Consider the following 20,100-nt stretch of genomic DNA (forward strand, 5'->3'; position numbering starts at 1 on the left):
TTGAGTAGTACCCCAAGGTTGTTTGCAATGTTATTTGGTCGGTTAGTGGGTCAATCTGAGTTGTTTTTGTAATGGTAGAAAGAATTATTAGAAATAGTTGAGAATATATGCTTCATTATTAAAATATTTTGATACATCTGTGCAAATTTAATTTAAAGATGTATTAATCTGGAGGTTTTTATTGCAATGCAAAAACAAAGTGAAGTATGGTTAATAAACAGTAAACAGTCTGATAAGCGAGTTAGATTGTTAATGAGTCAATCTGGCAAATATTTGTGACACGTGATTTTGGGAGAACGGAATATGAAGCAAATCACAGCGATGATTAAGCCCTTTAAGCTGGATGATGTGCGTGAAGCACTAGCTGAGGTAGGCGTACAAGGGATGACGGTGAGTGAAGTAAAAGGATTTGGCCGTCAAAAAGGACATACTGAGATTTACCGCGGTGCTGAATATGCGGTCGATTTTTTACCAAAAATTAAAATTGAAATTGTTTTGGCCGATGATCTGGTTGAACGTGCGGTGGAGGCTATTATTCAAGCTGCCAAAACAGGCAAAGTGGGCGATGGAAAGGTTTTTGTTTCGCCTGTGGAACAGGTTGTGCGCATTCGCACTGGTGAAACTGGTGATGCCGCGGTTTAAACCGATTATTCAAGTTATGTAATTTATGAGGGGTTGATGATGAATAAACATGTGTTGAGCGCTGCGGCTTTATTGGCTGCAATCATGCCTGCGATGGCCATGGCAGATGGTGTGGCCGATTGGTGGAAGCCAATTTCTGAGATTAATGCTGGTGATACTGCGTGGATTATGACGTCTGCTGTATTGGTGCTGTTTATGACAGTGCCAGGCTTGGCTCTGTTTTATGGTGGTATGGTACGTAAGAAAAATGTTTTGGGCACCATGATGCAAAGTTTTGCAGTAGCCGCTTTGGTTAGTGTGGTGTGGATGGTGGTGGGGTATTCATTTGCGTTTACACCTGGTAATGCTTTCATTGGGGGCTTTGACCGCTTTTTCTTAAGTGGCATGGGTGTAGATATGGCTAAGGAAATGACCACAATTTATGGTGGCAGCGGTACTGTCCCAGAAACAGTGTTTATGTTTTTCCAAATGACCTTTGCCATTATTTCTACCGCCATTATTACTGGTGCTTTTGCCGAGCGCATGAAGTTTTCAGCCATGTTGCTGTTTTCGGCTGTTTGGGCTGCTTTGGTGTATGCACCTGTGTGCCACTGGGTATGGGGTGGCGGTTTCATGGGTGAAGGCGGCGTTTTGGATTTTGCTGGCGGTACTGTTGTACACATCAATGCAGGTGTGGCCGGTTTGGTGGCTGCAATAATGATAGGCAAACGCTTAGGTTACGGCAAAGAAGCGATGGCGCCGCACAACATGACCTTAACCTTAACGGGTGCTGCTATGTTGTGGGTCGGTTGGTTTGGTTTCAATGCCGGTTCTGCTGGTGCAGCAAATGCTTCTGCGGGTATGGCCATGGCTGTCACCCAAATTGCTGCAGCTTCGGCTGCTTTAACTTGGATGCTGTGTGAAAAATTGGCAGGTCACAAACCTTCTGCTTTGGGTATGGCCTCCGGTGCCGTTGCTGGGTTGGTGGGGATTACGCCTGCTGCTGGTTTTGTAGGTCCGCAGGCAGCCTTGGTGATTGGGATTCTGACGGCCGCCGGTGCTTACTTCGCTTCTGTCGTAATTAAACGTAAGCTGGGTTATGACGATTCTTTGGATGCTTTTGGGATTCACGGAGTGGGCGGCATCATTGGTGCTATTCTGACGGGTTTGCTGTTCACTAACTCCATCTTTGGCGGTGACGCATCAGCGGGTAGTCAAGTTCTAACGCAGCTGAAAGATGTGGTGATCACCATTGTATACAGCGGCGTGGCAACATTCATTATTCTTAAAGTGGTGGGTCTGATTTGTGGTGGTTTGCGCGTGGAAGCAGATGCAGAGCGTGAAGGCTTGGATTTAACCACCCACGGTGAACGAGTTGAATAATCCCTATTAGAATGAAATAAGTGTTTTAAAAGCCTGCTAAACAGCAGGCTTTTTGGTATTTGGGCTGCCTGAAAAGCAGGCTGATGATTTGTGGAGCAATAACGTTGCAAGGCGATTGCATGCTTCAGCGATGCAAGTAGCTGTGTAGAAATTGCAGGGCAAATTCGACGGCTTGTTGCCTGATGTCGCTACGATCGCCAGCAAAGATTTTGTGTTTGGCCCAAATGCGCTGCTTAGAGGCCAAACCAAACCAAACCAAACCCACAGGCTTGTCGGCCGTGCCTCCAGTGGGGCCCGCTATGCCGGAAATAGAGAGGGCATAATCGGCCTTGGCGTCTATCAATGCGCCTAATGCCATTTCGCGTACACATTCTTCACTAACAGCACCATAATGGCGCAAAGTGGTTTCATTGACGTTGAGTAATTTCGTTTTGGCATGATTGCTGTAGGTAACATAGCCCATGTTAAACCAAGCAGAACTGCCCGATAGCCGAGTGAATTCCGCTGCCAATAGACCGCCCGTACATGATTCCGCGCACGTCACCGTGTGATTCAGCGTCACCAGTTCTTGGGTAATCGTTTCAAGCATGCTCATGATGGTGTTCCCTGAAATAATCAATCAGACCGTTGGTAGAGGCGTCATGTGCCAATGGATCGGTATTGCTCAGTTGAGGCTCAATTTTTTTAGCCAACACTTTGCCATATTCGACGCCCCACTGATCAAAAGAATTGATGCCCCAAATGACACCTTGCACAAAGACTTTGTGTTCATACAAAGCCAATAGCATGCCTAAATTAAATGGTGTTACCGCATCCAGTAATAAAGTATTGGATGGCTGGTTGCCCGGAAACACCTTTTGTGGGGCCAGCATGTCGCGTTGTTTGTTGTCGAGATGGGCCAGTTCAGCATAGGCCTCATCCAGTGTTTTGCCTCGCATCAGGGCTTCAGTTTGCGCCAAGGCATTGGCCACCAAAACCTTATGTTGCTCGCTGACGTGGTAAAAACTATTCATCGGGACGATGAAATCAGCCGCAATCAATCGTGGCCCTTGATGGAGAAGTTGAAAAAAGGCGTGTTGGCAATTGACGCCTTCTTCTCCCCAGATGACGGGCCCAGTATCGAAGTCCAGATGTTCGCCATACCGCCCCGTTTGTTTGCCATTGCTTTCCATGTCCAATTGTTGCAAGTGCGCAGGAAGACGGCGTAATCCATGATCATAAGGAATGATGGCTTGGCTGGTGGTGGCGTAAAACGTGTTGTACCACAATCCAATTAGGCCCATCAAAACGGGCATGTTGTGTCGCAGTGGGGCATGGAAAAAATGTTCATCCATGGCATGACCGCCTGCTAAGAAATCACGGAAATGCCGCGTCCCGATGGCGCACATAACAGATAAGCCGATGGTGGACCACACTGAGTATCGGCCACCCACCCAGTTGAACATGGCAAAGACGTTTTCAGGCGCGATGCCAAAAGTTTGGGCTTTATCAACATTGCTGGAAATGGCCACAAAATGCTGGGCAATGTCGGCTTCAGTGAAGCCTTTCTGTAAAAACCACCGTCGGGCCGTTTGTGCGTTGAGTATGGTTTCCGGCGTGGTGAACGATTTGCTGGCGACAATGAATACCGTAGTGGCCGGGTTAATGTGATCCAATACCCGCATTAAGCTGGCGCCGTCGACATTGGCTACGTAATGGATATTGATGTTTTGGTGAAAAGGGCGCAGAGCCAATGTCACCATTTGTGGCCCCAAGTGTGACCCGCCAATGCCGATATTAACCACGTCGGTGATGCGTTCGCCGTGGGCACCGCGATGGATGCCGTTGTGTAACGATTCAGCAAAAGCCAAGGCGCGGTTGAGTTCGCGGTGGATGTCGGGCACCACATTGTGGCCGTCGACATACACTTCAGCGCCTTCAGGCAGCCTCAGTGCTGTGTGTAAGACGGCTCGGTCTTCGCTGACATTGATTTTGTCGCCCCTACGCATTTTGTCCATCCAGCTATGCAAATCAGCGGCTTGTGCGAGTTCAATCAGCAAAGACAACGTGTCTTCGGTGATGCGGTTTTTGCTGTAATCCAACAGCAGACCATTGAGTTTTTCGTGCATGCGCGCAAAGCGTTGCGTATCTTGTTCAAACAAGGCACGCATGTGTAAAAATCGGGTACTGCGCTGATGTTGGTGCAGCTGTGCCCAAATGGCGGTTTGATTGATGGGGCACTGTCGATTCATAATGGATTCATGGCAGTTGGTGGGCAATTCGTGTGGGCTTGTAATCTCACACCTTTAAAAAATGGGCGCGATAGTATTTCATCTCTTCGATGCTTTCCTGAATGTCATCTAATGCTTGATGTGCCCCTTTTTTAACCACCCCTTTGGCGATGGCTGGATTCCAGCGTTTGGCCAATTCTTTTAAGGTAGATACGTCTAGGTTGCGGTAGTGAAAGTAGGCTTCCAGCTTGGGCATATAGCGTGCCATGAAACGTCGATCTTGATGAATGGAGTTGCCACACATGGGCGAGGCTTTTTCAGGCAGCCATTGGCTTAAGAAGTTCAATAAATTTTGTTCGACTTCAGCTTCTGTGAGCGACGATGCTTTGACCTTGGCCACTAGACCCGTACGGTTATGCGTGGCCGTATTCCATGCATCCATGTGGTCAATAATCGTGTCGGGTTGATGGATAACATAAACATCGGATTGGGCCAATACGTTTAAATTGGCATCGGTGATGATCATGGCCACTTCGATGATGCGATCAGTGTCTGGATTGAGGCCGGTCATTTCCATGTCCAGCCAGGCGAGGTTGTTGGGATTTTGCATGCGGATGGATTCGCTTATTTGTTGAGTTAATGGTGCTCATTCTATCACTTTGTATTGTAGACGCACGAATGCCCCATTCAACCGCATTGGAGTTGCCTGAAAAACCGTTCATTTCCCTGAGCTGCTTGCGGTAAAATGCACTTAGATTCATTATGTATTGATACGTCGCACCCATTTAGGATATTCACGCGCATGCTCACCTCGCTTTCTGCCAACACAGTATACCTGTTGTTTTTGTTGTTTTTTGCCATCAGCGTTTTAGGGCAGCTGTGGCTCTCCTTTCGCCAAAGTAAAACGGTGTTGGCTCATCGCGCCAACGTGCCCGCGGCTTTTGTGGGTGTCGTGTCTTTGTCGGAGCACCAAAAAGCAGCCGACTACACGTTGGCCAAACAACGTTTGGCGCGTTATGAAATTTTGTTTCAAGCAGGCTTGTTGCTGGTGTTTACCTTGGGTGGTGGCTTAGATGCATTGGCGCGAGTCAGCCAACTGCTGGTGGCACAGCCGATCATGCAAGGAGTGGTCTTGATTGGGCTATTTGCGTTGGTTAGTATGGTGCTGTCGTGGCCGTTGGCGCTCTACCGCAGTTTTCGCCTGGAAGCGCGTTTCGGATTTAACCAAATGCGATTGGCTACGTTTGTGCTTGATCAGCTCAAAGGCGTGATGTTGGCGGTGGTAATTGGCACACCGCTGCTGTTTGCGGTGATTTATTTGATGGGTGCAATGGGGCGTTGGTGGTGGTTGTATGTGTGGTTGCTGTGGGTCGCGTTTTCGTTGTTGCTGATGTGGGCCTATCCCAAATGGTTGGCACCTTTATTTAATCAATTTGTGCCCTTGACGGATGATGCATTGCGTATGCGCATCGACAACCTATTGCAGCGCACAGGGTTTCGCAGTGACGGTATTTTCGTGATGGATGGCTCCAAACGCAGCGGCCATGGCAACGCCTATTTCACTGGTTTAGGTAAGCACAAACGCATTGTTTTTTTTGATACCTTATTGAAAAACATGTTGCCTGAAGAGGTTGAAGCTGTCTTGGCACATGAGCTGGGTCATTTTGCGCACAAGCATGTTTTCAAACAGATGCTGATGACGTTTGTACTGGCCTTGGTGTTGTTGTTTGTATTGGGGCTATTGTTGCCGCAAGCGGGGTTTTATCTGGGCTTGGGTGTACATTTTCCCAGTTACGCCATGGCGTTATTGCTGTTTATGCTGGTTTTGCCCGTGTTTACTTTTCCTTTCTCTCCTTTGACCAGCGTATTGTCGCGCAAAAATGAGTTTGAAGCTGATCGTTTTGCAGCTCAATATGCCCAAGCGCAAGATTTAATCCATGCCCTCACAAAATTGTATCGGCACAATGCGGCCAGTTTGGTGAGTGATGTCTGGTATTCTCGATTCTATGATTCACACCCCGGTGCTGATCAACGCATTCAGGCTTTGCAACAGGCGCCTCGACCACATTTGCCTAAGTAAAAACAGATTATGCTATGTGCAATTATGTTAAAATTTTGCCGCATTTTGATGGCATTTGATCAAGTCATTTCTTGGATTGGATAAACCATGGTCTCTGATGGTCATGGCCAAACGTCAGTTGAATAGATTGGCGCCTTGGTGAGCATTTGATCGTGCTTCTTTAATTGATATTTTTCCTGTTGCTGCCCGATGCCACTCATTTCCCTTGAATTTGCTTTATTTTTTATTGTGTTTTTTGTGGTGTATTGGCTGTTGCGGATGCATCCTCGAATTCAGAATTTGCTGCTATTGGTGGCTTCTTTGGGCTGGCTTCTGCACATCAGCACTGCTTTTGTGGTGGCGGTTGTGGTGTTTGCATTGATGGTGCATTGGTGTGGTCGCCAAATCATACATGCCGCAGAACCGTCAAAACGAGGATGGTTGGCCATTGGAATTGTTGTGGCTGTGGCCAATTTGGCTTTGTATAAATATTGCGACTTTTTTGTGCCCGTTCTGAAAACTTGGTTGCAGACCGACGTGTTAGATATCATCATGCCGTTGGGTTTGTCCTATTATACCTTTCAAGGTGTTGCTTATTTGGTGGGCTTATACCAAGGTAAAACCGAGCACCTGAAATTTTTCAATTTGCTGCTGCATTTCTCCTTTTTCCCGACCATCACTTCAGGGCCAATTATCCGTGCCGGTGCCTTTCAGTCGATTGAGGGTTGTAATCCTGGGGCGGCCGCTCAATTGCAAACCTCCCAGCCACGCCATATCATTCGTCCTGCTCTGGCGGTCTCGCTGATTTTATTGGGCATTTTAAAAAAATGGTGGTTGGCTGGGTTCTTGGGCGAAAACTGGGTGGACCCCGTGTTTGATAACCCTTTGCAATATGATGGGGTATCGTTGTTGACCGCTATTTATGGCTATACCGCCCAACTCTTCTTTGATTTTTCAGGCTACAGTGATTTGGTCATTGGTATGGCTATGCTTTTGGGGTTTAAATTGCCCGCCAATTTCATGATGCCGCTCACCGCCATCAATATCCGCGATTTTTGGGCGCGTTGGCACATTACGCTTTCCACTTGGATAAGGGATTATATCTATATCCCACTGGGTGGCAGTCGCAAGGGATTTGTGCGCCAACAAATTAACGTGATGGCCGCGATGGTGCTTTCCGGGATATGGCATGGCTATGGTTGGAATTTCATGTTGTGGGGGGCATTACATGGCACGGCGCTGGTGCTGCTCAACGTCAAGCATCGGTTATGGCCAGTTACCGCATCGCCACGCCCGCAGTCAATTATATTGAGCCAATGGTTGACGCTTACTTTCGTGTGCGCAGCATTTGTGGTATTCCACACGGCCAGTTTGGCCGCAGCAGGTAGTGTATTTCAATCTCTGTTGCAGGGCAGTAATTGGGTGATGCCTATTAATGTTGGTGCTTTATCGATGTTGCTGCTTTTGGGTGTGTGCTGGTTTTTTTATCCTTGTTGGGTGAGCGGCTTTCAAGGCTTTGTGGGGCTATTGGAAAAAATACCGATGTGGGCGTGGCCTATTCCTGTGGGCGCAATTTTGCTGCTAATCTATTTCATGGCGCCAGCGGGCATTCCCGGTTTTATTTATGCGAATTTTTAAGGACGCATGGTGAGTAGGAAAAACAGAAAGCGGCGTACCCAGAAAAAAACAACGCCAGCGCGCCCACAATCTGGGCCATTACGCGATCAGCAAACGGCGGCGCTTCATTGCTCATGACCGGCTCTTCTGCAACCAATCTTGCGGATTCAGCCAAATCGGCTCCGATTGTCACCACAGGATTGACGCCAAGCGCGAGCACAGGTAAGCCAACTCTGGCAGTGATTGTTGAGCAGAAAGAGCGAGCCCAGATTGGCCGCTCAGCCTCTCAATCACCTCCACCAGCAGAGACTGAGCGGAGGACGCTTTCTTTCCAGACATTTAACCCTACGCCGAAGGTGAATAATCGCAGCCAATCAATAGGCGATGCATCGTCTTCAGCATTACCATCAACACGATTGCTGCCAATGACTTGGTTGCTATTTTCTGTGGCTCTATTGGTGATATGGGTGGCACAAGGTTCCATCAATGCTTATTGGCAGCAAACGTATCATCGTGCCAGCCCTTTGGAGTATTTTAATCGGTTTGACTTTTGGCAGCGCGGAGGGCAGATACAAGCGAACTTAAGTGAACGTATTGGCCAGATGCAAGCCGATTTTCTATCTTTAAATGAGGAACAGTTGCAATTTCGCCGCAGCAACGCGCAGGCAGCCTCTATACCTGAGTCGAGTACCGGCGTAGCAGCGAACTCTGCTCTGCAGCCCAATGCATCATCTACAGTCACGAAAAATACACCACAGCCTTTAATGATAGAGGCGAATTCAGGCAAGCTGGCCATTTTAAAACCGGGTGATGAAGCGCTGTTTGCGGGCGATTCGCTGATGCAAGGTGTGGCGCCGTTTGTGCAGCAAAAACTCAAACAAGATTATGCGATTAATTCGGTTAATTTGAGTAAACAAAGCACGGGTTTGTCTTACCCCAGTTTTTTTGATTGGCCAAAAACCATTGAAACCACGCTGGCCGCGAATGCGCGTATTAAACTAATGGTTGTGTTCTTAGGCCCAATGATCCTTGGAATTTCCCCAACCCCGAGCAGCCTCAAGGGCCTTATTTAAGCTTTAAAAGCCAGCCTTGGGAAATGGTGTACCGCAGCCGTGTGGCTCGTATTTTGGCGGCGGCAGAGGCACATCGAGTCCAGGTTATCTGGATGGGTGTGCCAGCGATGCGTAAACCGTTGTTGGATGAACAAATGAATTATCTCAATGGGGTATTGTCAGATGCAGTGGCCGGGAAGGCCATTTGGTTGCCCACCCAGCCAGTGCTGAATACCAGTTCGCGTTATGCGGATTCGATGTTGATTGATGGAGCACAGGTTAAGCTGCGCAGTAAAGATGGGATTCATTTTTCACTGGCCGGACAGAAACGATTGGCGCAAGATGTATTCAAACACATTCAATATCATCCTTAAATGAGGAAATCGTATCTGATGACCCACCCTTATACCCCGCCCAAACGGTTGCTTTGCCTAACCCTTGGTTCTTTATTGATGAGTTGTGGATGGGCAGAGACAGGCAATGTGGCTGCCCCAACATCGGTAGTGGCGCTTCAGGATTTTTCAGGCAGCCAGAAGGTGGCTTGGAAAAATCAGCTGGCTGATTTTTTGCGTGGCAAGCGTGATAAATTACGCATCATTCAATTGGGTGATTCGCATACGGCGGGTGATTTTTTTTCACAAGAAGTACGCCAAAGGTTGCAAGCACAATATGGTAATGGTGGTATTGGCTGGGTGTATCCCGGACAAGTTGCCGGGCAGCGGATGGCGCAGGTGACCTATCAGATGGGTGCTTGGCAGACCATTACCAGCAGACGCAATACCGATGATTTTCCCGCCGGCGGCATCATTGCCCAGTCGTTGGGCCGTGGCGGTGACGTGACAATACGTTCGCGCATGCCAATCGAAGGGTTGCAATCAATAACAGTGTGGCTAAAGCCACAACAAGCCCAAGAGCCATTGTTTTGGCAAGATGGTTCAGGCAACCGGTATGTGCTCAATGCGGATGTGCACAAGGCCGATTGGCAACGGGTCACGATACCCGCTACTTTGCCTTTTACCTATGGTGCAAATAATGGCGATGGCTGGCAGGTGGGCGGTGTCAACATTGAAAACACCCAACGTGGCGTGGTGTATTCGGCGATGGGGATCAATGGCGCACAGTTGTCTCAAACCAGTCGTTGGCGTGCATCATGGCTGGCTGATTTGGTCAGTTTGCGGCCAGATGTGGTGGTGGTTTCGTTTGGTACCAATGAGGCGTTTAACGGTCAGTTGGATATCAATGCCATGAAAAGTGAGTGGTTACGGTTGATTGGCGCGATGCAAAAGCAGCTGCCACAAAGTGCGATTGTGATTGTGGGTGCGCCGGAGTCACTTACGTCGTTGAATGGGGAATGTGGCGTCCGCCCCGCTAACCTTACTGCTGTGCAACAGGCACAAAGGGCGATTGCCGAGCAGGTACATGTCCTATATTGGGATTGGCAGGCTGCAATGGGTGGTTCGTGTACCATGAAAACATGGGTTGCCCAAAAATGGGGGCGGGCTGACGGCGTTCATTTCTCGGCTATCGGCTATGAAAAAGCAGCTGGTATCTTGGCCCAAAGCTTGATTCAATATCTCAATATGCAAAAATAATGTTTTTATTGCCTTCAAAGGGGCAGGAAGCCAAATTCATTGTTGCCCATTAATGAAGTTATCTTCGGTGGTCGTTCTCAATATTCATAACCACATGGCTTGCTGTTTGATTGGCTATTTTTGCATTGTTATGGCATGGCGCAAAGGCTCTAATGCCAGCCGTAGGGTGCTTCGGTGAGTCCGGCAAACGGACATCAATTGAATAATCATTGCCGGCATTCGATTTGAGCCAATTCAGGCAGCCTGCAATCTGATTATTCGGCAATTTGTTTACATGCCATCTTGCTTAATCTTAATAATGCCTTGCATTGTTGATCCGAGATTGATCTTGAATCTTACCATTCATTTTAGGTAGCCAGCCTATTCGGCTTGGTAGTCTGTACAATAAGCGGCACTTGGCGTTGCCGCTGCTTAACCATTACTTTGAAAGGAATCGCGTGAAATTAAGCCCTTCTTTGCCTTTGTGGAGTTTGGCCCTGCCTTTGGCGGCCACGGGTTACTATTTATTGGGTTGGACCGCTGCCAGCAATTTGGCCAGCATAGTTGGCGCTTTATTGTTAATGGGCAGTGTACTTTCCGCGGTACATCATGCTGAAGTTGTGGCTCATAAAGTGGGCGAACCATTTGGTACCATTATTTTGGCTTTGGCCATCACCATTTTGGAAGTGGGGCTGATTGTATCGATGATGATGGCTGGTGGCGAAGATGCCACGGTATTGGCTCGGGATACGGTTTTTGCTGCAATCATGCTTATTTTAAATGGTATTTTGGGGATCAGCCTGCTGATAGGCGGTGTCAAGTATCGAGAGCAATATTTTGGTCAAAATGGGGTAGGAACAGCGTTGGTGGCGTTGGTTGCCATTCTGACGCTGTGCTTAATTCTGCCCAATTTTACGTCCTCTTCGCCAGGGCCTACTTACAGCATGGCACAAATGTTGCTGGTAGCCATTGCGTGCTTGGTGATTTATGGCACGTTTATTTTGGTGCAAACGGTACGCCATCGTGATTATTTTTTGGATGACGATGATGAAAGTGGGGATCACCATGCCGAACCACCCAGCGTTAAAATTGCTTTAATTAGTTTAATTTTTTTGCTCATCTGTTTGGCGGTCGTGGTGTTGATGTCAAAAGCCTTATCGCCTTTGATTGAGGGCATGGTGAAAGGCATGGGTGCGCCCGTGGCATTGGTGGGTGTGATTATCGCGGCGGTGGTTTTGTTGCCAGAAGGATTGGCTGCGTTGCGCGCCGCTCGCCGCAATCGGTTTCAAACCAGTTTGAATTTGGCCTTAGGGTCTGCCCTTGCGAGTATTGGTTTAACCATCCCGGCAGTGATTGTGGTTTGTTTGGTGATGGACATCCCGTTGATTTTGGGACTGACTTGGAAATCCATGATTTTATTGAGTTTATCTATTTTTACGGTGATGTTGTCGCTCAATCAAGGCAAGACCAATATTCTGTATGGCGTGGTTTTGCTGGTTAATTTAGTCATTTATGTCTTTACCGTGATTGTCCCTTAAGGCAAAGGATGGGTATGGATTTAGAAGCGCAAATCATCACCAGTTTTGGCCGCCGTTTTGTGGTGCGGACCAAAGAGGGTAAGGTGTATGAGGCGACCACGCGCAAAAAACGTGTGGATTTTGCTTGTGGTGACAGAGTGTACATTGGTCACATCAATCACGAGCAAGCGGTTATTGAGGATTATTTACCACGGCAAAGTTTGTTGTTTCGCCAAGATGCTTCGCGCAGCAAACTGATTGCAGCCAATGTTACGCAGATGCTAATTGTGTTGGCGCCTGTGCCTACGCCCAGTGAGATGTTGCTGCAAAGGGCTTTATTGGCGGCGGAGGCCAGTAATATTGCGCCAGTGATCGTGCTCAATAAAGCAGATTTACCGAGCAGTGCGGCGTGGCAGGAAAAATTGGCTTTTTATCAAACTATGGGCTATCTCTTATTGAATGTGAGCGCGTTGGGTGATGTTTCGTTATTGCGGACACAGTTACATGGCCAATGTAATATTTTTATGGGGCAGTCAGGCATGGGGAAATCTACCCTCACCAATGCACTTTTGGGCAATCAAATTGCCCGTGTGGGTGATATTTCTCAAGCTTTGGACTCGGGTCGCCACACCACTACACATGCACAGCTTTACGATTTGGATGCACAGACGCAGTTGATTGATTCACCCGGATTGCAGGCTTTCGGCCTGCACCACTTAAATGCCAATGATCTATTGCATTATTTGCCTGATATGCGAGCGTATATTGGCTTGTGTCGGTTTCATAATTGCACACACCGCCAAGAGCCGGGCTGTGCAGTGAAAGATGCTTGCACGCAAGGAATCATTAAGCCCGAGCGTCTGGCTTTTTTACAGCAAGTGAGTGATGAATTGCGACGTTGATTCGGAGGCCTAGTTAAGATAATGCGCCGCAATGGGCAGGTTGCCTGAAAGCAACCAATGGTGGTTTTTAGTGGTTTTATTTCTAATAATTTGATATTCAGTGAATTATTTAAGATTACCTATGTTGTTTTTGTTGATGCACTCGTTGTTTAAACCGTCTAAATACACTTAATTGAGAGAGTGTCGTAAAAATGGCATGATATGTTTAAGTGCTTATTCTCATTTGTGAAATGCTTGCGAGCGTGGTTTTGTGTGTGGTACTATCGTCGTCTTGCCGATTTTTTGGCAAGATTCTTTTTTTGTGCAATAAGGCCAATCAATCGTAATTGGTCCCTTGTTAAAGGAAATAACTATGACTTTAGGTCTGGTTGGGCGCAAAGTGGGCATGACGCGCGTGTTCGATGAGAACGGCGCTTCCATTCCAGTTACTGTGCTGGATATGTCTGCTAATCGCGTCACTCAACTGAAATCCGAAGATACCGACGGTTATACTGCCGTTCAGGTTACCTTTGGTCAGAAAAAAGCCAATCGTGTGAATAAGGCTGAGGCAGGTCACTTTGCTAAGGCGGGCGTTGAAGCCGGTCGTGGTTTGGTAGAATTTGTCGTTTCTGCAGAAAAATTGGCTGAATTGAAATCCGGTGAAGAAGTAACTGTCGGTATTTTCGAAGCAGGTCAATTGGTCGACGTTACTGGCACCAGTAAAGGTAAAGGCTTTTCAGGTACTATTAAACGTCATAATTTCGGTTCACAACGTGCTTCTCACGGTAATTCCCGTTCGCATAAAGTGCCTGGTTCTATTGGTATGGCGCAAGACCCGGGTCGCGTATTTCCGGGTAAGCGTATGGCCGGTCAATATGGTAATACTCAATCCACCGTACAGCATTTGCAAATCGTGCGCATCGACGCCGATCGTCAGTTGTTGCTGGTGAAGGGTGCCGTGCCGGGTGCGGTTAACAGCGACGTTGTCGTGCGTCCCAGCGTGAAAGTAGGTGCGTAATGGAACTGAAATTGATTGATGCCAAAGGTCAGGTAGCCGGTTCTGTGGCTGCATCTGATGCTTTGTTTGCGCGTGAATACAATGAAGACTTGGTTCATCAGCTGGTAACCGCCTTTTTGGCGAATGCCCGTTCAGGCAACCGCAGTCAATTGACGCGTGCTGAAGTAAAACACTCCACCAAGAAGCCATGGCGCCAAAAAGGTACTGGTCGTGCCCGTTCTGGTATGACTTCTTCACCAATCTGGCGTAGTGGTGGTCGTGCATTCCCAAACAAACCAGATGAAAACTTCACCCAAAAAGTGAATCGCAAAATGTTCCGTGCTGGTATGGCCGCCATTTTGTCCCAACTGGTACGCGACGAACGCTTGTTTGTGATTGACGAATTGTCTGCTGAAACTCCAAAAACCAAAGCATTTGCTGATCAAGTCAAAGGTTTGGGTTTGGAGCAGGTGTTGTTCATCACCAAGCAATTGGATGAAAACGTTTACTTGTCTAGCCGCAATTTGCCGAATGTATTGGTATTGGAAGCGCAACAAGCCGATCCATACAATTTGCTGCGCTTTAAGAAAGTGGTGCTGACCAAAGCGGCAGTGGCCCAACTTGAGGAGCAATGGGTATGAATCAACAACGTTTAACACAAGTGATTTTGGCACCTGTTGTTTCAGAAAAAAGCAATATGCTGGCTGAAAAACGCAACCAAATGACTTTCAAAGTATTGCCAAACGCAACCAAGCAAGAAATTAAAGCTGCGGTTGAAATGCTGTTTGACGTGAAAGTGGATACTGTAACCACCACGATCACCAAGGGCAAAAGCAAACGTTTTGGCCGTACCATCGGTAAGCGCAGTGATGTGAAAAAAGCCTATGTCAGCTTGGCTGCTGGCCAAGAGCTTGACATTGAATCTGCTGCTGCTTCTGCAGATAAGGAATAAGCATTATGGCTATTGTTAAAATGAAGCCGACATCTGCTGGTCGCCGCGGCATGGTTCGCGTCACCACAGAAGGCTTGCATAAAGGTGCACCGCATGCACCGTTATTGGAAAAACAATCTTCAACAGCGGGTCGCAACCACAATGGTCGCATTACCACTCGCCATAAAGGTGGTGGTCATAAGCATCATTACCGCGTTGTGGATTTTAAGCGCAACGACAAAGACGGCATCAAAGCTACTGTTGAGCGTATTGAATACGATCCAAACCGTACAGCACATATTGCATTGTTGTGTTTTACAGATGGTGAGCGTCGTTACATCATTGCGCCGCGTGGCATTCAGGCAGGTGCGGTATTGGTATCAGGTTCGGAAGCGGCGATTAAAGCTGGCAATAATTTGCCAATTCGCAATATTCCGGTAGGTACCACCATTCACTGTATTGAAATGAAGCCGGGCAAAGGTGCACAAATTGCACGTTCTGCTGGTGCCTCTGCTGTGTTGCTGGCGAAAGAAGGCGCGTACGCTCAAGTTCGTTTGCGTTCTGGCGAAGTGCGCAAAATTTTAATTGACTGCCGCGCCACTATTGGTGAGGTGGGCAATGAAGAACAAAGCCTGCAGAAACTGGGTAAAGCTGGTGCTAAGCGTTGGAAGGGCATTCGTCCGACCGTGCGTGGCGTGGTTATGAACCCGGTAGATCACCCGCATGGTGGTGGTGAAGGCCGTACTGGCGAAGGTCGTGAACCGGTTAGCCCATGGGGTACGCCGTCTAAGGGCTACCGCACTCGTCGCAATAAACGCACCGACAACATGATTGTTCGTCGCCGCTACTCAACTAAAGGTTAATTGACATGGCTCGTTCATTGAAAAAAGGCCCGTATGTCGATCTGCATTTGCTGAAAAAAGTAGATGCGGCTCGCGCCAATAACGACAAGCGCCCGATTAAAACGTGGTCACGTCGTTCAACCATTTTGCCTGATTTTATTGGTTTGACCATTGCTGTTCATAATGGCCGCACGCATGTGCCGGTGTTTGTGAGCGACAATATGGTTGGCCATAAATTGGGTGAATTCTCATTGACCCGTACCTTTAAAGGCCATTTGGCCGATAAAAAGGCTAAGAAATAAGGGATAAGACATGAGAGTGACTGCACAACATAAAAATGCCCGTATTTCTGCTCAAAAGGCCCGTTTGGTGGCTGATCAGATCCGTGGCAAGGATATCGCCCAAGCGTTGAATATCTTAACGTTCAGCCCTAAAAAAGGTGCTGCATTAATTAAGAAAGTACTGGAATCTGCGGTGGCCAATGCCGAGCATAATGACGGTGCTGATATCGACGAATTGAAAGTGGTTACCATCAATGTGGACAAAGGCCCAAGCTTGAAACGGTTTCAAGCGCGTGCCAAAGGCCGCGGTAATCGCATTGAAAAACAAACTTGTCACATCAACGTGATTGTGGGCAACTGAAGGAAAAGCGATGGGACAAAAAATTAACCCTACAGGCTTTCGCCTGGCAGTGAACAAAGATTGGTCTTCCAAGTGGTTTGCCAAAAGCGGTGATTTTTCAAAAATCTTGAAAGAAGACATCGATGTACGCAATTTTTTGCGTAAGCGCCTGCACAATGCTTCAGTAGGTCGCGTTGTCATTGAGCGCCCGGCCAAATCTGCCCGCATCACCATTTACAGTGCTCGTCCGGGTATTGTGATTGGCAAAAAAGGTGAAGACATTGAGGTATTGAAACGTGATTTGCAAAAATTGATGGGCGTGCCTGTGCATGTCAACATCGAGGAAATTCGCAAGCCAGAATTGGATGCACAAATCATTGCTGACAATATTGCCTCTCAGCTGGAAAAACGAGTGATGTTCCGCCGTGCCATGAAACGCTCTATGCAAAATGCCATGCGTGTCGGTGCCAAAGGCATCAAGATCATGTCTTCTGGTCGCTTGAATGGTATTGATATTGCGCGTAGCGAATGGTATCGCGAAGGTCGCGTGCCGCTGCATACTTTGCGTGCCAATGTGGATTATGCAACCAGTGAAGCCAAAACCACTTACGGCATTATCGGTATTAAAGTATGGGTTTACAAAGGTGAATTGACGCCGGGTGAAATCCAGGCGAAGCCGGAACAAGACAAGAAACACAGAAAGGCAGGTGGTCGAAATGCTGCAGCCAACTAGAATGAAATACCGCAAACAGCAAAAAGGCCGCAACACGGGTATCGCTACGCGCGGTAACAAAGTGAGCTTCGGTGATTTTGGTCTGAAAGCGGTTGGTCGCGGTCGTTTGACAGCACGTCAAATTGAAGCAGCACGTCGTGCCATGACGCGTCACATTAAACGTGGTGGTCGCATTTGGATTCGTGTGTTCCCTGATAAACCAATTACGGAAAAGCCGATTCAAGTACGTATGGGTGGCGGTAAAGGTAACGTTGAATACTACGTGGCCGAAATCAAACCAGGCAAAATGCTGTATGAAATGGATGGTGTTGATGAAACGCTGGCTCGTCAGGCTTTTGAATTGGCCGCAGCCAAATTGCCGATTCAAACCGTGTTTGTTAAGAGACAGGTAGGTCAATAATGAAAGCCAGTGAATTGAAAGACAAATCTGTTGAGCAGTTAAACGAAGAGCTGGTTGGCCTGATGAAAGCGCAGTTTGGTTTGCGCATGCAGCACGCCACAGGCCAATTGGCGAAAGCCAGTGAGCTGAAAAAAGTGCGTCGTGATATTGCTCGTGTGAAAACCATTTTGCGTCAAAAGGATGGTGAATAATGACGACTGCACAAAATGTTCGTACTTTGCAAGGCAAAGTGGTTAGTGACAAGATGGACAAAACCGTAACGGTTTTGGTAGAGCGTAAAGTAAAACACCCGTTGTATGGCAAGGTGATACGCCGTTCTACAAAAATCCATGCGCATGATGAACAAAACCAGTATGGTATTGGCGATGTGGTGGTGATTGCTGAATCACGCCCGTTGTCAAAAACCAAAGCTTGGGTGGTAACTGAACTGGTGGAAAAAGCACGTACTGTGTAAATCACACAACATAAACGTGTTTTTGGGAGCGAAGTCTTGCAGCAATAGATAATTGCCTGTAAACTTCGTTCCTTATCTTTCAGATTCTTGAAAGCGCCTAGTTTTCACTGGGTATTCTCCCTTCGGGACCCAAGACTGGTTTACTAGAACCGTTAGCGGTTTCAGGCAGCCTTAAAAGTAGGCGGCTGCATGAAAATGGTAAATTAAGTTGGATTTTTAAAGGTATTAACATGATTCAAATGCAGACCATCTTAGATGTGGCTGACAACTCTGGTGCGCGTCGCGTGATGTGCATTAAAGTGTTGGGCGGATCTAAGCGTCGCTACGCTTCTGTTGGCGACATTATTAAAGTGGCCGTAAAAGATGCAGCCCCACGTGGCCGTGTAAAAAAAGGCGATGTGTATAACGCCGTTGTTGTGCGCACTGCAAAAGGTGTGCGCCGTAATGATGGTGCTTTGATTAAATTCGATACCAATGCTGCTGTGTTGTTGAACACCAAGTTGGAGCCTATTGGTACTCGTATTTTTGGCCCGGTAACCCGTGAGCTGCGTACTGAGCGATTCATGAAAATCGTTTCATTGGCTCCTGAAGTATTGTAAGTGAGGTTACAATGAATAAGATTAAAACTGGCGATCAAGTGATCGTTATTGCCGGCAAAGACAAAGGCAAACAGGGCAAAGTGGCACGTGTTTTGGGTGAAAAAGTGGTTGTTGAAGGTGTGAATCAAGTGAAGCGCCACCAAAAGCCAAATCCAATGCGCGGTGTTGAAGGTGGTGTTGTCACCAAAAGCATGCCTTTGGCCATTTCAAATGTAGCCATCTTTAATCCAGAAACCCAAAAAGCCGATCGTGTTGGCATCAAAGTGGAAACGGTAGACGGTAAAGTAACGCGTACCCGTGTGTTTAAATCCACTGGTGCTGCGGTAGGTGCATAAGGAGAAATCAATGGCTCGTTTAAAAGATTTTTATACCAGCACCGTGGTTCCTGAATTGACCAAGCAATTCGACTACAAATCCGTTATGGAAGTGCCTCGCATTGAAAAAATCACCTTGAATATGGGTGTAGGCGAAGCGGTAGCCGATAAAAAGGTAATGGAGCACGCTGTTGCAGATTTAGAAAAAATCGCTGGCCAAAAACCGGTGGTAACAGTAGCGCGCAAATCAATTGCGGGCTTTAAGATTCGTGATAACTATCCGATTGGATGCAAAGTCACTTTGCGCCGTGAACGTATGTTTGAGTTCTTGGATCGTTTGGTATCGATTGCTTTGCCGCGTGTTCGTGACTTCCGTGGCGTTAATGGTAAATCTTTCGATGGTCGCGGCAACTACAATATGGGTGTGCGTGAACAGATCATTTTCCCAGAAATCGAATACGATAAGATCGATGCTCTGCGTGGTTTGAACATCACCATCACCACTACCGCGAAGACTGATGCAGAAGCTAAAGCCCTGCTGTCTTTGTTTAAGTTTCCGTTTAAGGGTTAATTATGGCTAAGAAGGCACTTATTAATCGTGAGCTGAAGCGTGAAGCTTTGGCCAAGAAATATGCTGCAAAACGCGAAGCCATTTTCGCTGTCATCAATGATGCCAATGCGACTGATGAAGAGCGTTTTGAAGCCCGACTGAAATTACAAACTGTTCCGCGCAATGCTGCGCCGATTCGGCAGCGTCGCCGCTGCGCTTTAACCGGCCGTCCTCGTGGAAACTTCCGTAAATTCGGCTTGGGTCGTACCAAAATCCGTGAAATTGCCATGCGTGGTGAAATCCCGGGTGTGATTAAAGCCAGCTGGTAATAGGAGTATATAAAGAATGAGTATGCATGATCCTATTTCCGATATGTTGACCCGTATTCGCAATGCTCAGCGTGCGAATAAAGCAACAGTTGCCATGCCATCTTCTAAGCTCAAAGTAGCCATTGCCAAAGTCTTAAAAGACGAAGGCTATGTTGAAGATTTCGCTGTGAATGCTGATGCCAAACCGACATTGGAAATTCAATTGAAATACTACGCCGGCCGTCCTGTGATTGAGCGCATTCAACGCGTATCACGTCCTGGTTTGCGTGTGTATAAAGGCTCCAACGACATTCCATCTGTAATGAATGGTTTGGGCGTTGTGATTGTAAGTACCTCTAAAGGCGTAATGACTGACCGCAAAGCTCGTGCTAATGGCGTGGGTGGTGAGTTGTTGTGCGTTGTGGCCTAAGGAGTACAAA

The 20,100-nt window shown here is 47.5% G+C and carries 27 protein-coding genes; 24 read left to right on the forward strand and 3 right to left on the reverse strand.

Translation table 11 applies throughout. From position 1 onward, the window contains the following. Positions 1-303 precede the first annotated feature (303 nt). Both A2F46_RS02515 and A2F46_RS02520 read left to right on the forward strand, forming a co-directional pair. Positions 304-642 carry a P-II family nitrogen regulator gene (locus A2F46_RS02515; protein ID WP_066566175.1) on the forward strand — a complete coding sequence of 113 codons (339 nt, stop codon included), beginning with the start codon at positions 304-306 and terminating at the stop codon, positions 640-642. Between the two features lie 39 nt (positions 643-681). Further along, a complete protein-coding gene (locus A2F46_RS02520) occupies positions 682-2,004 on the forward strand; it encodes an ammonium transporter (RefSeq protein WP_066566473.1) in 1,323 nt (440 codons plus the stop codon). A gap of 124 nt (positions 2,005-2,128) precedes the next feature. On the opposite strand, the gene A2F46_RS02525 is transcribed toward A2F46_RS02520, so the two are convergent. Genes A2F46_RS02525 through orn form a run of 3 tightly spaced genes read right to left on the reverse strand, consistent with a single transcriptional unit; the run spans position 2,129 to position 4,824 of the window. Beyond that, the gene (locus A2F46_RS02525; RefSeq protein ID WP_066566178.1) at positions 2,129-2,599 is read right to left on the reverse strand and encodes a CinA family protein; all 471 of its coding nucleotides are present in this window, start codon (positions 2,597-2,599) and stop codon (positions 2,129-2,131) included. Continuing rightward, positions 2,586-4,235, reverse strand: coding sequence for a glucose-6-phosphate isomerase (pgi, locus tag A2F46_RS02530; RefSeq protein WP_066566181.1), 1,650 nt, complete (start codon positions 4,233-4,235; stop codon positions 2,586-2,588). The genes A2F46_RS02525 and pgi overlap by 14 nt, the downstream gene beginning before the upstream one ends. A gap of 46 nt (positions 4,236-4,281) precedes the next feature. After that, entirely contained in the window at positions 4,282-4,824 is a 543-nt protein-coding gene (gene orn, locus A2F46_RS02535; RefSeq protein WP_066566183.1) for an oligoribonuclease, read from the reverse strand. A gap of 192 nt (positions 4,825-5,016) precedes the next feature. Between orn and A2F46_RS02540 the strand changes: the two genes are divergently transcribed. The 22 genes from A2F46_RS02540 to rpsH all read left to right on the forward strand — a co-directional run bounded on the left by A2F46_RS02540 (position 5,017) and on the right by rpsH (position 20,090). Beyond that, on the forward strand, positions 5,017-6,294 hold the full coding sequence (locus A2F46_RS02540; protein ID WP_066566185.1) for a M48 family metallopeptidase: 1,278 nt from the start codon (positions 5,017-5,019) through the stop codon (positions 6,292-6,294). 189 nt (positions 6,295-6,483) lie between these two features. Next, entirely contained in the window at positions 6,484-7,911 is a 1,428-nt protein-coding gene (locus A2F46_RS02545; RefSeq protein ID WP_066566188.1) for an MBOAT family protein, read from the forward strand. A gap of 113 nt (positions 7,912-8,024) precedes the next feature. Next, complete coding sequence (locus A2F46_RS12875) at positions 8,025-8,963, forward strand: hypothetical protein (protein WP_231867686.1); 939 nt, start codon at positions 8,025-8,027, stop codon at positions 8,961-8,963. Between the two features lie 23 nt (positions 8,964-8,986). Continuing rightward, positions 8,987-9,316 (forward strand): hypothetical protein, encoded by a 330-nt coding sequence (locus A2F46_RS12880; protein ID WP_231867687.1) that lies wholly within the window; start codon positions 8,987-8,989, stop codon positions 9,314-9,316. An 18-nt stretch (positions 9,317-9,334) separates the two neighbouring features. Continuing rightward, a complete protein-coding gene (locus A2F46_RS02560) occupies positions 9,335-10,534 on the forward strand; it encodes a GDSL-type esterase/lipase family protein (protein ID WP_066566193.1) in 1,200 nt (399 codons plus the stop codon). 437 nt (positions 10,535-10,971) lie between these two features. Further along, complete coding sequence (locus A2F46_RS02565) at positions 10,972-12,051, forward strand: calcium:proton antiporter (protein WP_066566195.1); 1,080 nt, start codon at positions 10,972-10,974, stop codon at positions 12,049-12,051. A 14-nt stretch (positions 12,052-12,065) separates the two neighbouring features. After that, a complete protein-coding gene (gene rsgA, locus A2F46_RS02570) occupies positions 12,066-12,932 on the forward strand; it encodes a ribosome small subunit-dependent GTPase A (RefSeq protein ID WP_066566478.1) in 867 nt (288 codons plus the stop codon). 352 nt (positions 12,933-13,284) lie between these two features. Then, positions 13,285-13,929, forward strand: coding sequence for a 50S ribosomal protein L3 (rplC, locus tag A2F46_RS02575; RefSeq protein ID WP_066566198.1), 645 nt, complete (start codon positions 13,285-13,287; stop codon positions 13,927-13,929). Continuing rightward, positions 13,929-14,549: a 50S ribosomal protein L4 gene (gene rplD, locus A2F46_RS02580; protein ID WP_066566200.1), complete on the forward strand. Its 621-nt coding sequence runs from the start codon at positions 13,929-13,931 to the stop codon at positions 14,547-14,549. The genes rplC and rplD overlap by 1 nt, the downstream gene beginning before the upstream one ends. Further along, complete coding sequence (rplW, locus tag A2F46_RS02585) at positions 14,546-14,860, forward strand: 50S ribosomal protein L23 (RefSeq protein ID WP_197457533.1); 315 nt, start codon at positions 14,546-14,548, stop codon at positions 14,858-14,860. Before rplD ends, rplW begins: the two co-directional genes overlap by 4 nt. A gap of 5 nt (positions 14,861-14,865) precedes the next feature. Further along, positions 14,866-15,702, forward strand: a complete 837-nt coding sequence (rplB, locus tag A2F46_RS02590) for a 50S ribosomal protein L2 (protein ID WP_066566206.1) — start codon at positions 14,866-14,868, stop codon at positions 15,700-15,702. A 5-nt stretch (positions 15,703-15,707) separates the two neighbouring features. Next, entirely contained in the window at positions 15,708-15,983 is a 276-nt protein-coding gene (gene rpsS / locus A2F46_RS02595) for a 30S ribosomal protein S19 (protein WP_066566207.1), read from the forward strand. A gap of 10 nt (positions 15,984-15,993) precedes the next feature. Further along, positions 15,994-16,323, forward strand: coding sequence for a 50S ribosomal protein L22 (gene rplV, locus A2F46_RS02600; protein ID WP_066566209.1), 330 nt, complete (start codon positions 15,994-15,996; stop codon positions 16,321-16,323). A gap of 10 nt (positions 16,324-16,333) precedes the next feature. Then, positions 16,334-17,035, forward strand: a complete 702-nt coding sequence (rpsC, locus tag A2F46_RS02605) for a 30S ribosomal protein S3 (RefSeq protein WP_066566211.1) — start codon at positions 16,334-16,336, stop codon at positions 17,033-17,035. Then, positions 17,019-17,435, forward strand: a complete 417-nt coding sequence (gene rplP / locus A2F46_RS02610; protein WP_066566219.1) for a 50S ribosomal protein L16 — start codon at positions 17,019-17,021, stop codon at positions 17,433-17,435. Before rpsC ends, rplP begins: the two co-directional genes overlap by 17 nt. Continuing rightward, positions 17,435-17,626: a 50S ribosomal protein L29 gene (gene rpmC, locus A2F46_RS02615; RefSeq protein ID WP_066566221.1), complete on the forward strand. Its 192-nt coding sequence runs from the start codon at positions 17,435-17,437 to the stop codon at positions 17,624-17,626. The genes rplP and rpmC overlap by 1 nt, the downstream gene beginning before the upstream one ends. Further along, positions 17,626-17,889, forward strand: coding sequence for a 30S ribosomal protein S17 (gene rpsQ / locus A2F46_RS02620; RefSeq protein WP_066566222.1), 264 nt, complete (start codon positions 17,626-17,628; stop codon positions 17,887-17,889). The genes rpmC and rpsQ overlap by 1 nt, the downstream gene beginning before the upstream one ends. A gap of 230 nt (positions 17,890-18,119) precedes the next feature. Further along, complete coding sequence (gene rplN, locus A2F46_RS02625) at positions 18,120-18,488, forward strand: 50S ribosomal protein L14 (protein WP_066566224.1); 369 nt, start codon at positions 18,120-18,122, stop codon at positions 18,486-18,488. 11 nt (positions 18,489-18,499) lie between these two features. Beyond that, a complete protein-coding gene (gene rplX, locus A2F46_RS02630) occupies positions 18,500-18,823 on the forward strand; it encodes a 50S ribosomal protein L24 (RefSeq protein WP_066566226.1) in 324 nt (107 codons plus the stop codon). A 10-nt stretch (positions 18,824-18,833) separates the two neighbouring features. After that, positions 18,834-19,373 carry a 50S ribosomal protein L5 gene (gene rplE, locus A2F46_RS02635; RefSeq protein WP_066566228.1) on the forward strand — a complete coding sequence of 180 codons (540 nt, stop codon included), beginning with the start codon at positions 18,834-18,836 and terminating at the stop codon, positions 19,371-19,373. A gap of 2 nt (positions 19,374-19,375) precedes the next feature. Further along, complete coding sequence (gene rpsN / locus A2F46_RS02640; protein ID WP_066566231.1) at positions 19,376-19,681, forward strand: 30S ribosomal protein S14; 306 nt, start codon at positions 19,376-19,378, stop codon at positions 19,679-19,681. A gap of 16 nt (positions 19,682-19,697) precedes the next feature. Beyond that, entirely contained in the window at positions 19,698-20,090 is a 393-nt protein-coding gene (rpsH, locus tag A2F46_RS02645) for a 30S ribosomal protein S8 (RefSeq protein ID WP_066566232.1), read from the forward strand. The last annotated feature ends 10 nt before the right edge of the window (positions 20,091-20,100 follow it).

Origin of the sequence: Snodgrassella sp. CFCC 13594 (assembly GCF_001590725.1) — a bacterium.
GTDB lineage: Bacteria > Pseudomonadota > Gammaproteobacteria > Burkholderiales > Neisseriaceae > Snodgrassella.

Coding starts and splice junctions, on each gene's coding strand:
- A2F46_RS02515 (WP_066566175.1), top strand. CDS start 304: ATGAAGCAAATCACAGCGATGATTAAGCCCTTTAAGCTGGATGATGTG.
- A2F46_RS02520 (WP_066566473.1), top strand. CDS start 682: ATGAATAAACATGTGTTGAGCGCTGCGGCTTTATTGGCTGCAATCATG.
- A2F46_RS02525 (WP_066566178.1), bottom strand. CDS start 2,599: ATGAGCATGCTTGAAACGATTACCCAAGAACTGGTGACGCTGAATCAC.
- pgi (WP_066566181.1), bottom strand. CDS start 4,235: ATGAATCGACAGTGCCCCATCAATCAAACCGCCATTTGGGCACAGCTG.
- orn (WP_066566183.1), bottom strand. CDS start 4,824: ATGCAAAATCCCAACAACCTCGCCTGGCTGGACATGGAAATGACCGGC.
- A2F46_RS02540 (WP_066566185.1), top strand. CDS start 5,017: ATGCTCACCTCGCTTTCTGCCAACACAGTATACCTGTTGTTTTTGTTG.
- A2F46_RS02545 (WP_066566188.1), top strand. CDS start 6,484: ATGCCACTCATTTCCCTTGAATTTGCTTTATTTTTTATTGTGTTTTTT.
- A2F46_RS12875 (WP_231867686.1), top strand. CDS start 8,025: ATGACCGGCTCTTCTGCAACCAATCTTGCGGATTCAGCCAAATCGGCT.
- A2F46_RS12880 (WP_231867687.1), top strand. CDS start 8,987: ATGGTGTACCGCAGCCGTGTGGCTCGTATTTTGGCGGCGGCAGAGGCA.
- A2F46_RS02560 (WP_066566193.1), top strand. CDS start 9,335: ATGACCCACCCTTATACCCCGCCCAAACGGTTGCTTTGCCTAACCCTT.
- rsgA (WP_066566478.1), top strand. CDS start 12,066: ATGGATTTAGAAGCGCAAATCATCACCAGTTTTGGCCGCCGTTTTGTG.
- rplC (WP_066566198.1), top strand. CDS start 13,285: ATGACTTTAGGTCTGGTTGGGCGCAAAGTGGGCATGACGCGCGTGTTC.
- rplD (WP_066566200.1), top strand. CDS start 13,929: ATGGAACTGAAATTGATTGATGCCAAAGGTCAGGTAGCCGGTTCTGTG.
- rplW (WP_197457533.1), top strand. CDS start 14,546: ATGAATCAACAACGTTTAACACAAGTGATTTTGGCACCTGTTGTTTCA.
- rplB (WP_066566206.1), top strand. CDS start 14,866: ATGGCTATTGTTAAAATGAAGCCGACATCTGCTGGTCGCCGCGGCATG.
- rpsS (WP_066566207.1), top strand. CDS start 15,708: ATGGCTCGTTCATTGAAAAAAGGCCCGTATGTCGATCTGCATTTGCTG.
- rplV (WP_066566209.1), top strand. CDS start 15,994: ATGAGAGTGACTGCACAACATAAAAATGCCCGTATTTCTGCTCAAAAG.
- rpsC (WP_066566211.1), top strand. CDS start 16,334: ATGGGACAAAAAATTAACCCTACAGGCTTTCGCCTGGCAGTGAACAAA.
- rplP (WP_066566219.1), top strand. CDS start 17,019: ATGCTGCAGCCAACTAGAATGAAATACCGCAAACAGCAAAAAGGCCGC.
- rpmC (WP_066566221.1), top strand. CDS start 17,435: ATGAAAGCCAGTGAATTGAAAGACAAATCTGTTGAGCAGTTAAACGAA.
- rpsQ (WP_066566222.1), top strand. CDS start 17,626: ATGACGACTGCACAAAATGTTCGTACTTTGCAAGGCAAAGTGGTTAGT.
- rplN (WP_066566224.1), top strand. CDS start 18,120: ATGATTCAAATGCAGACCATCTTAGATGTGGCTGACAACTCTGGTGCG.
- rplX (WP_066566226.1), top strand. CDS start 18,500: ATGAATAAGATTAAAACTGGCGATCAAGTGATCGTTATTGCCGGCAAA.
- rplE (WP_066566228.1), top strand. CDS start 18,834: ATGGCTCGTTTAAAAGATTTTTATACCAGCACCGTGGTTCCTGAATTG.
- rpsN (WP_066566231.1), top strand. CDS start 19,376: ATGGCTAAGAAGGCACTTATTAATCGTGAGCTGAAGCGTGAAGCTTTG.
- rpsH (WP_066566232.1), top strand. CDS start 19,698: ATGAGTATGCATGATCCTATTTCCGATATGTTGACCCGTATTCGCAAT.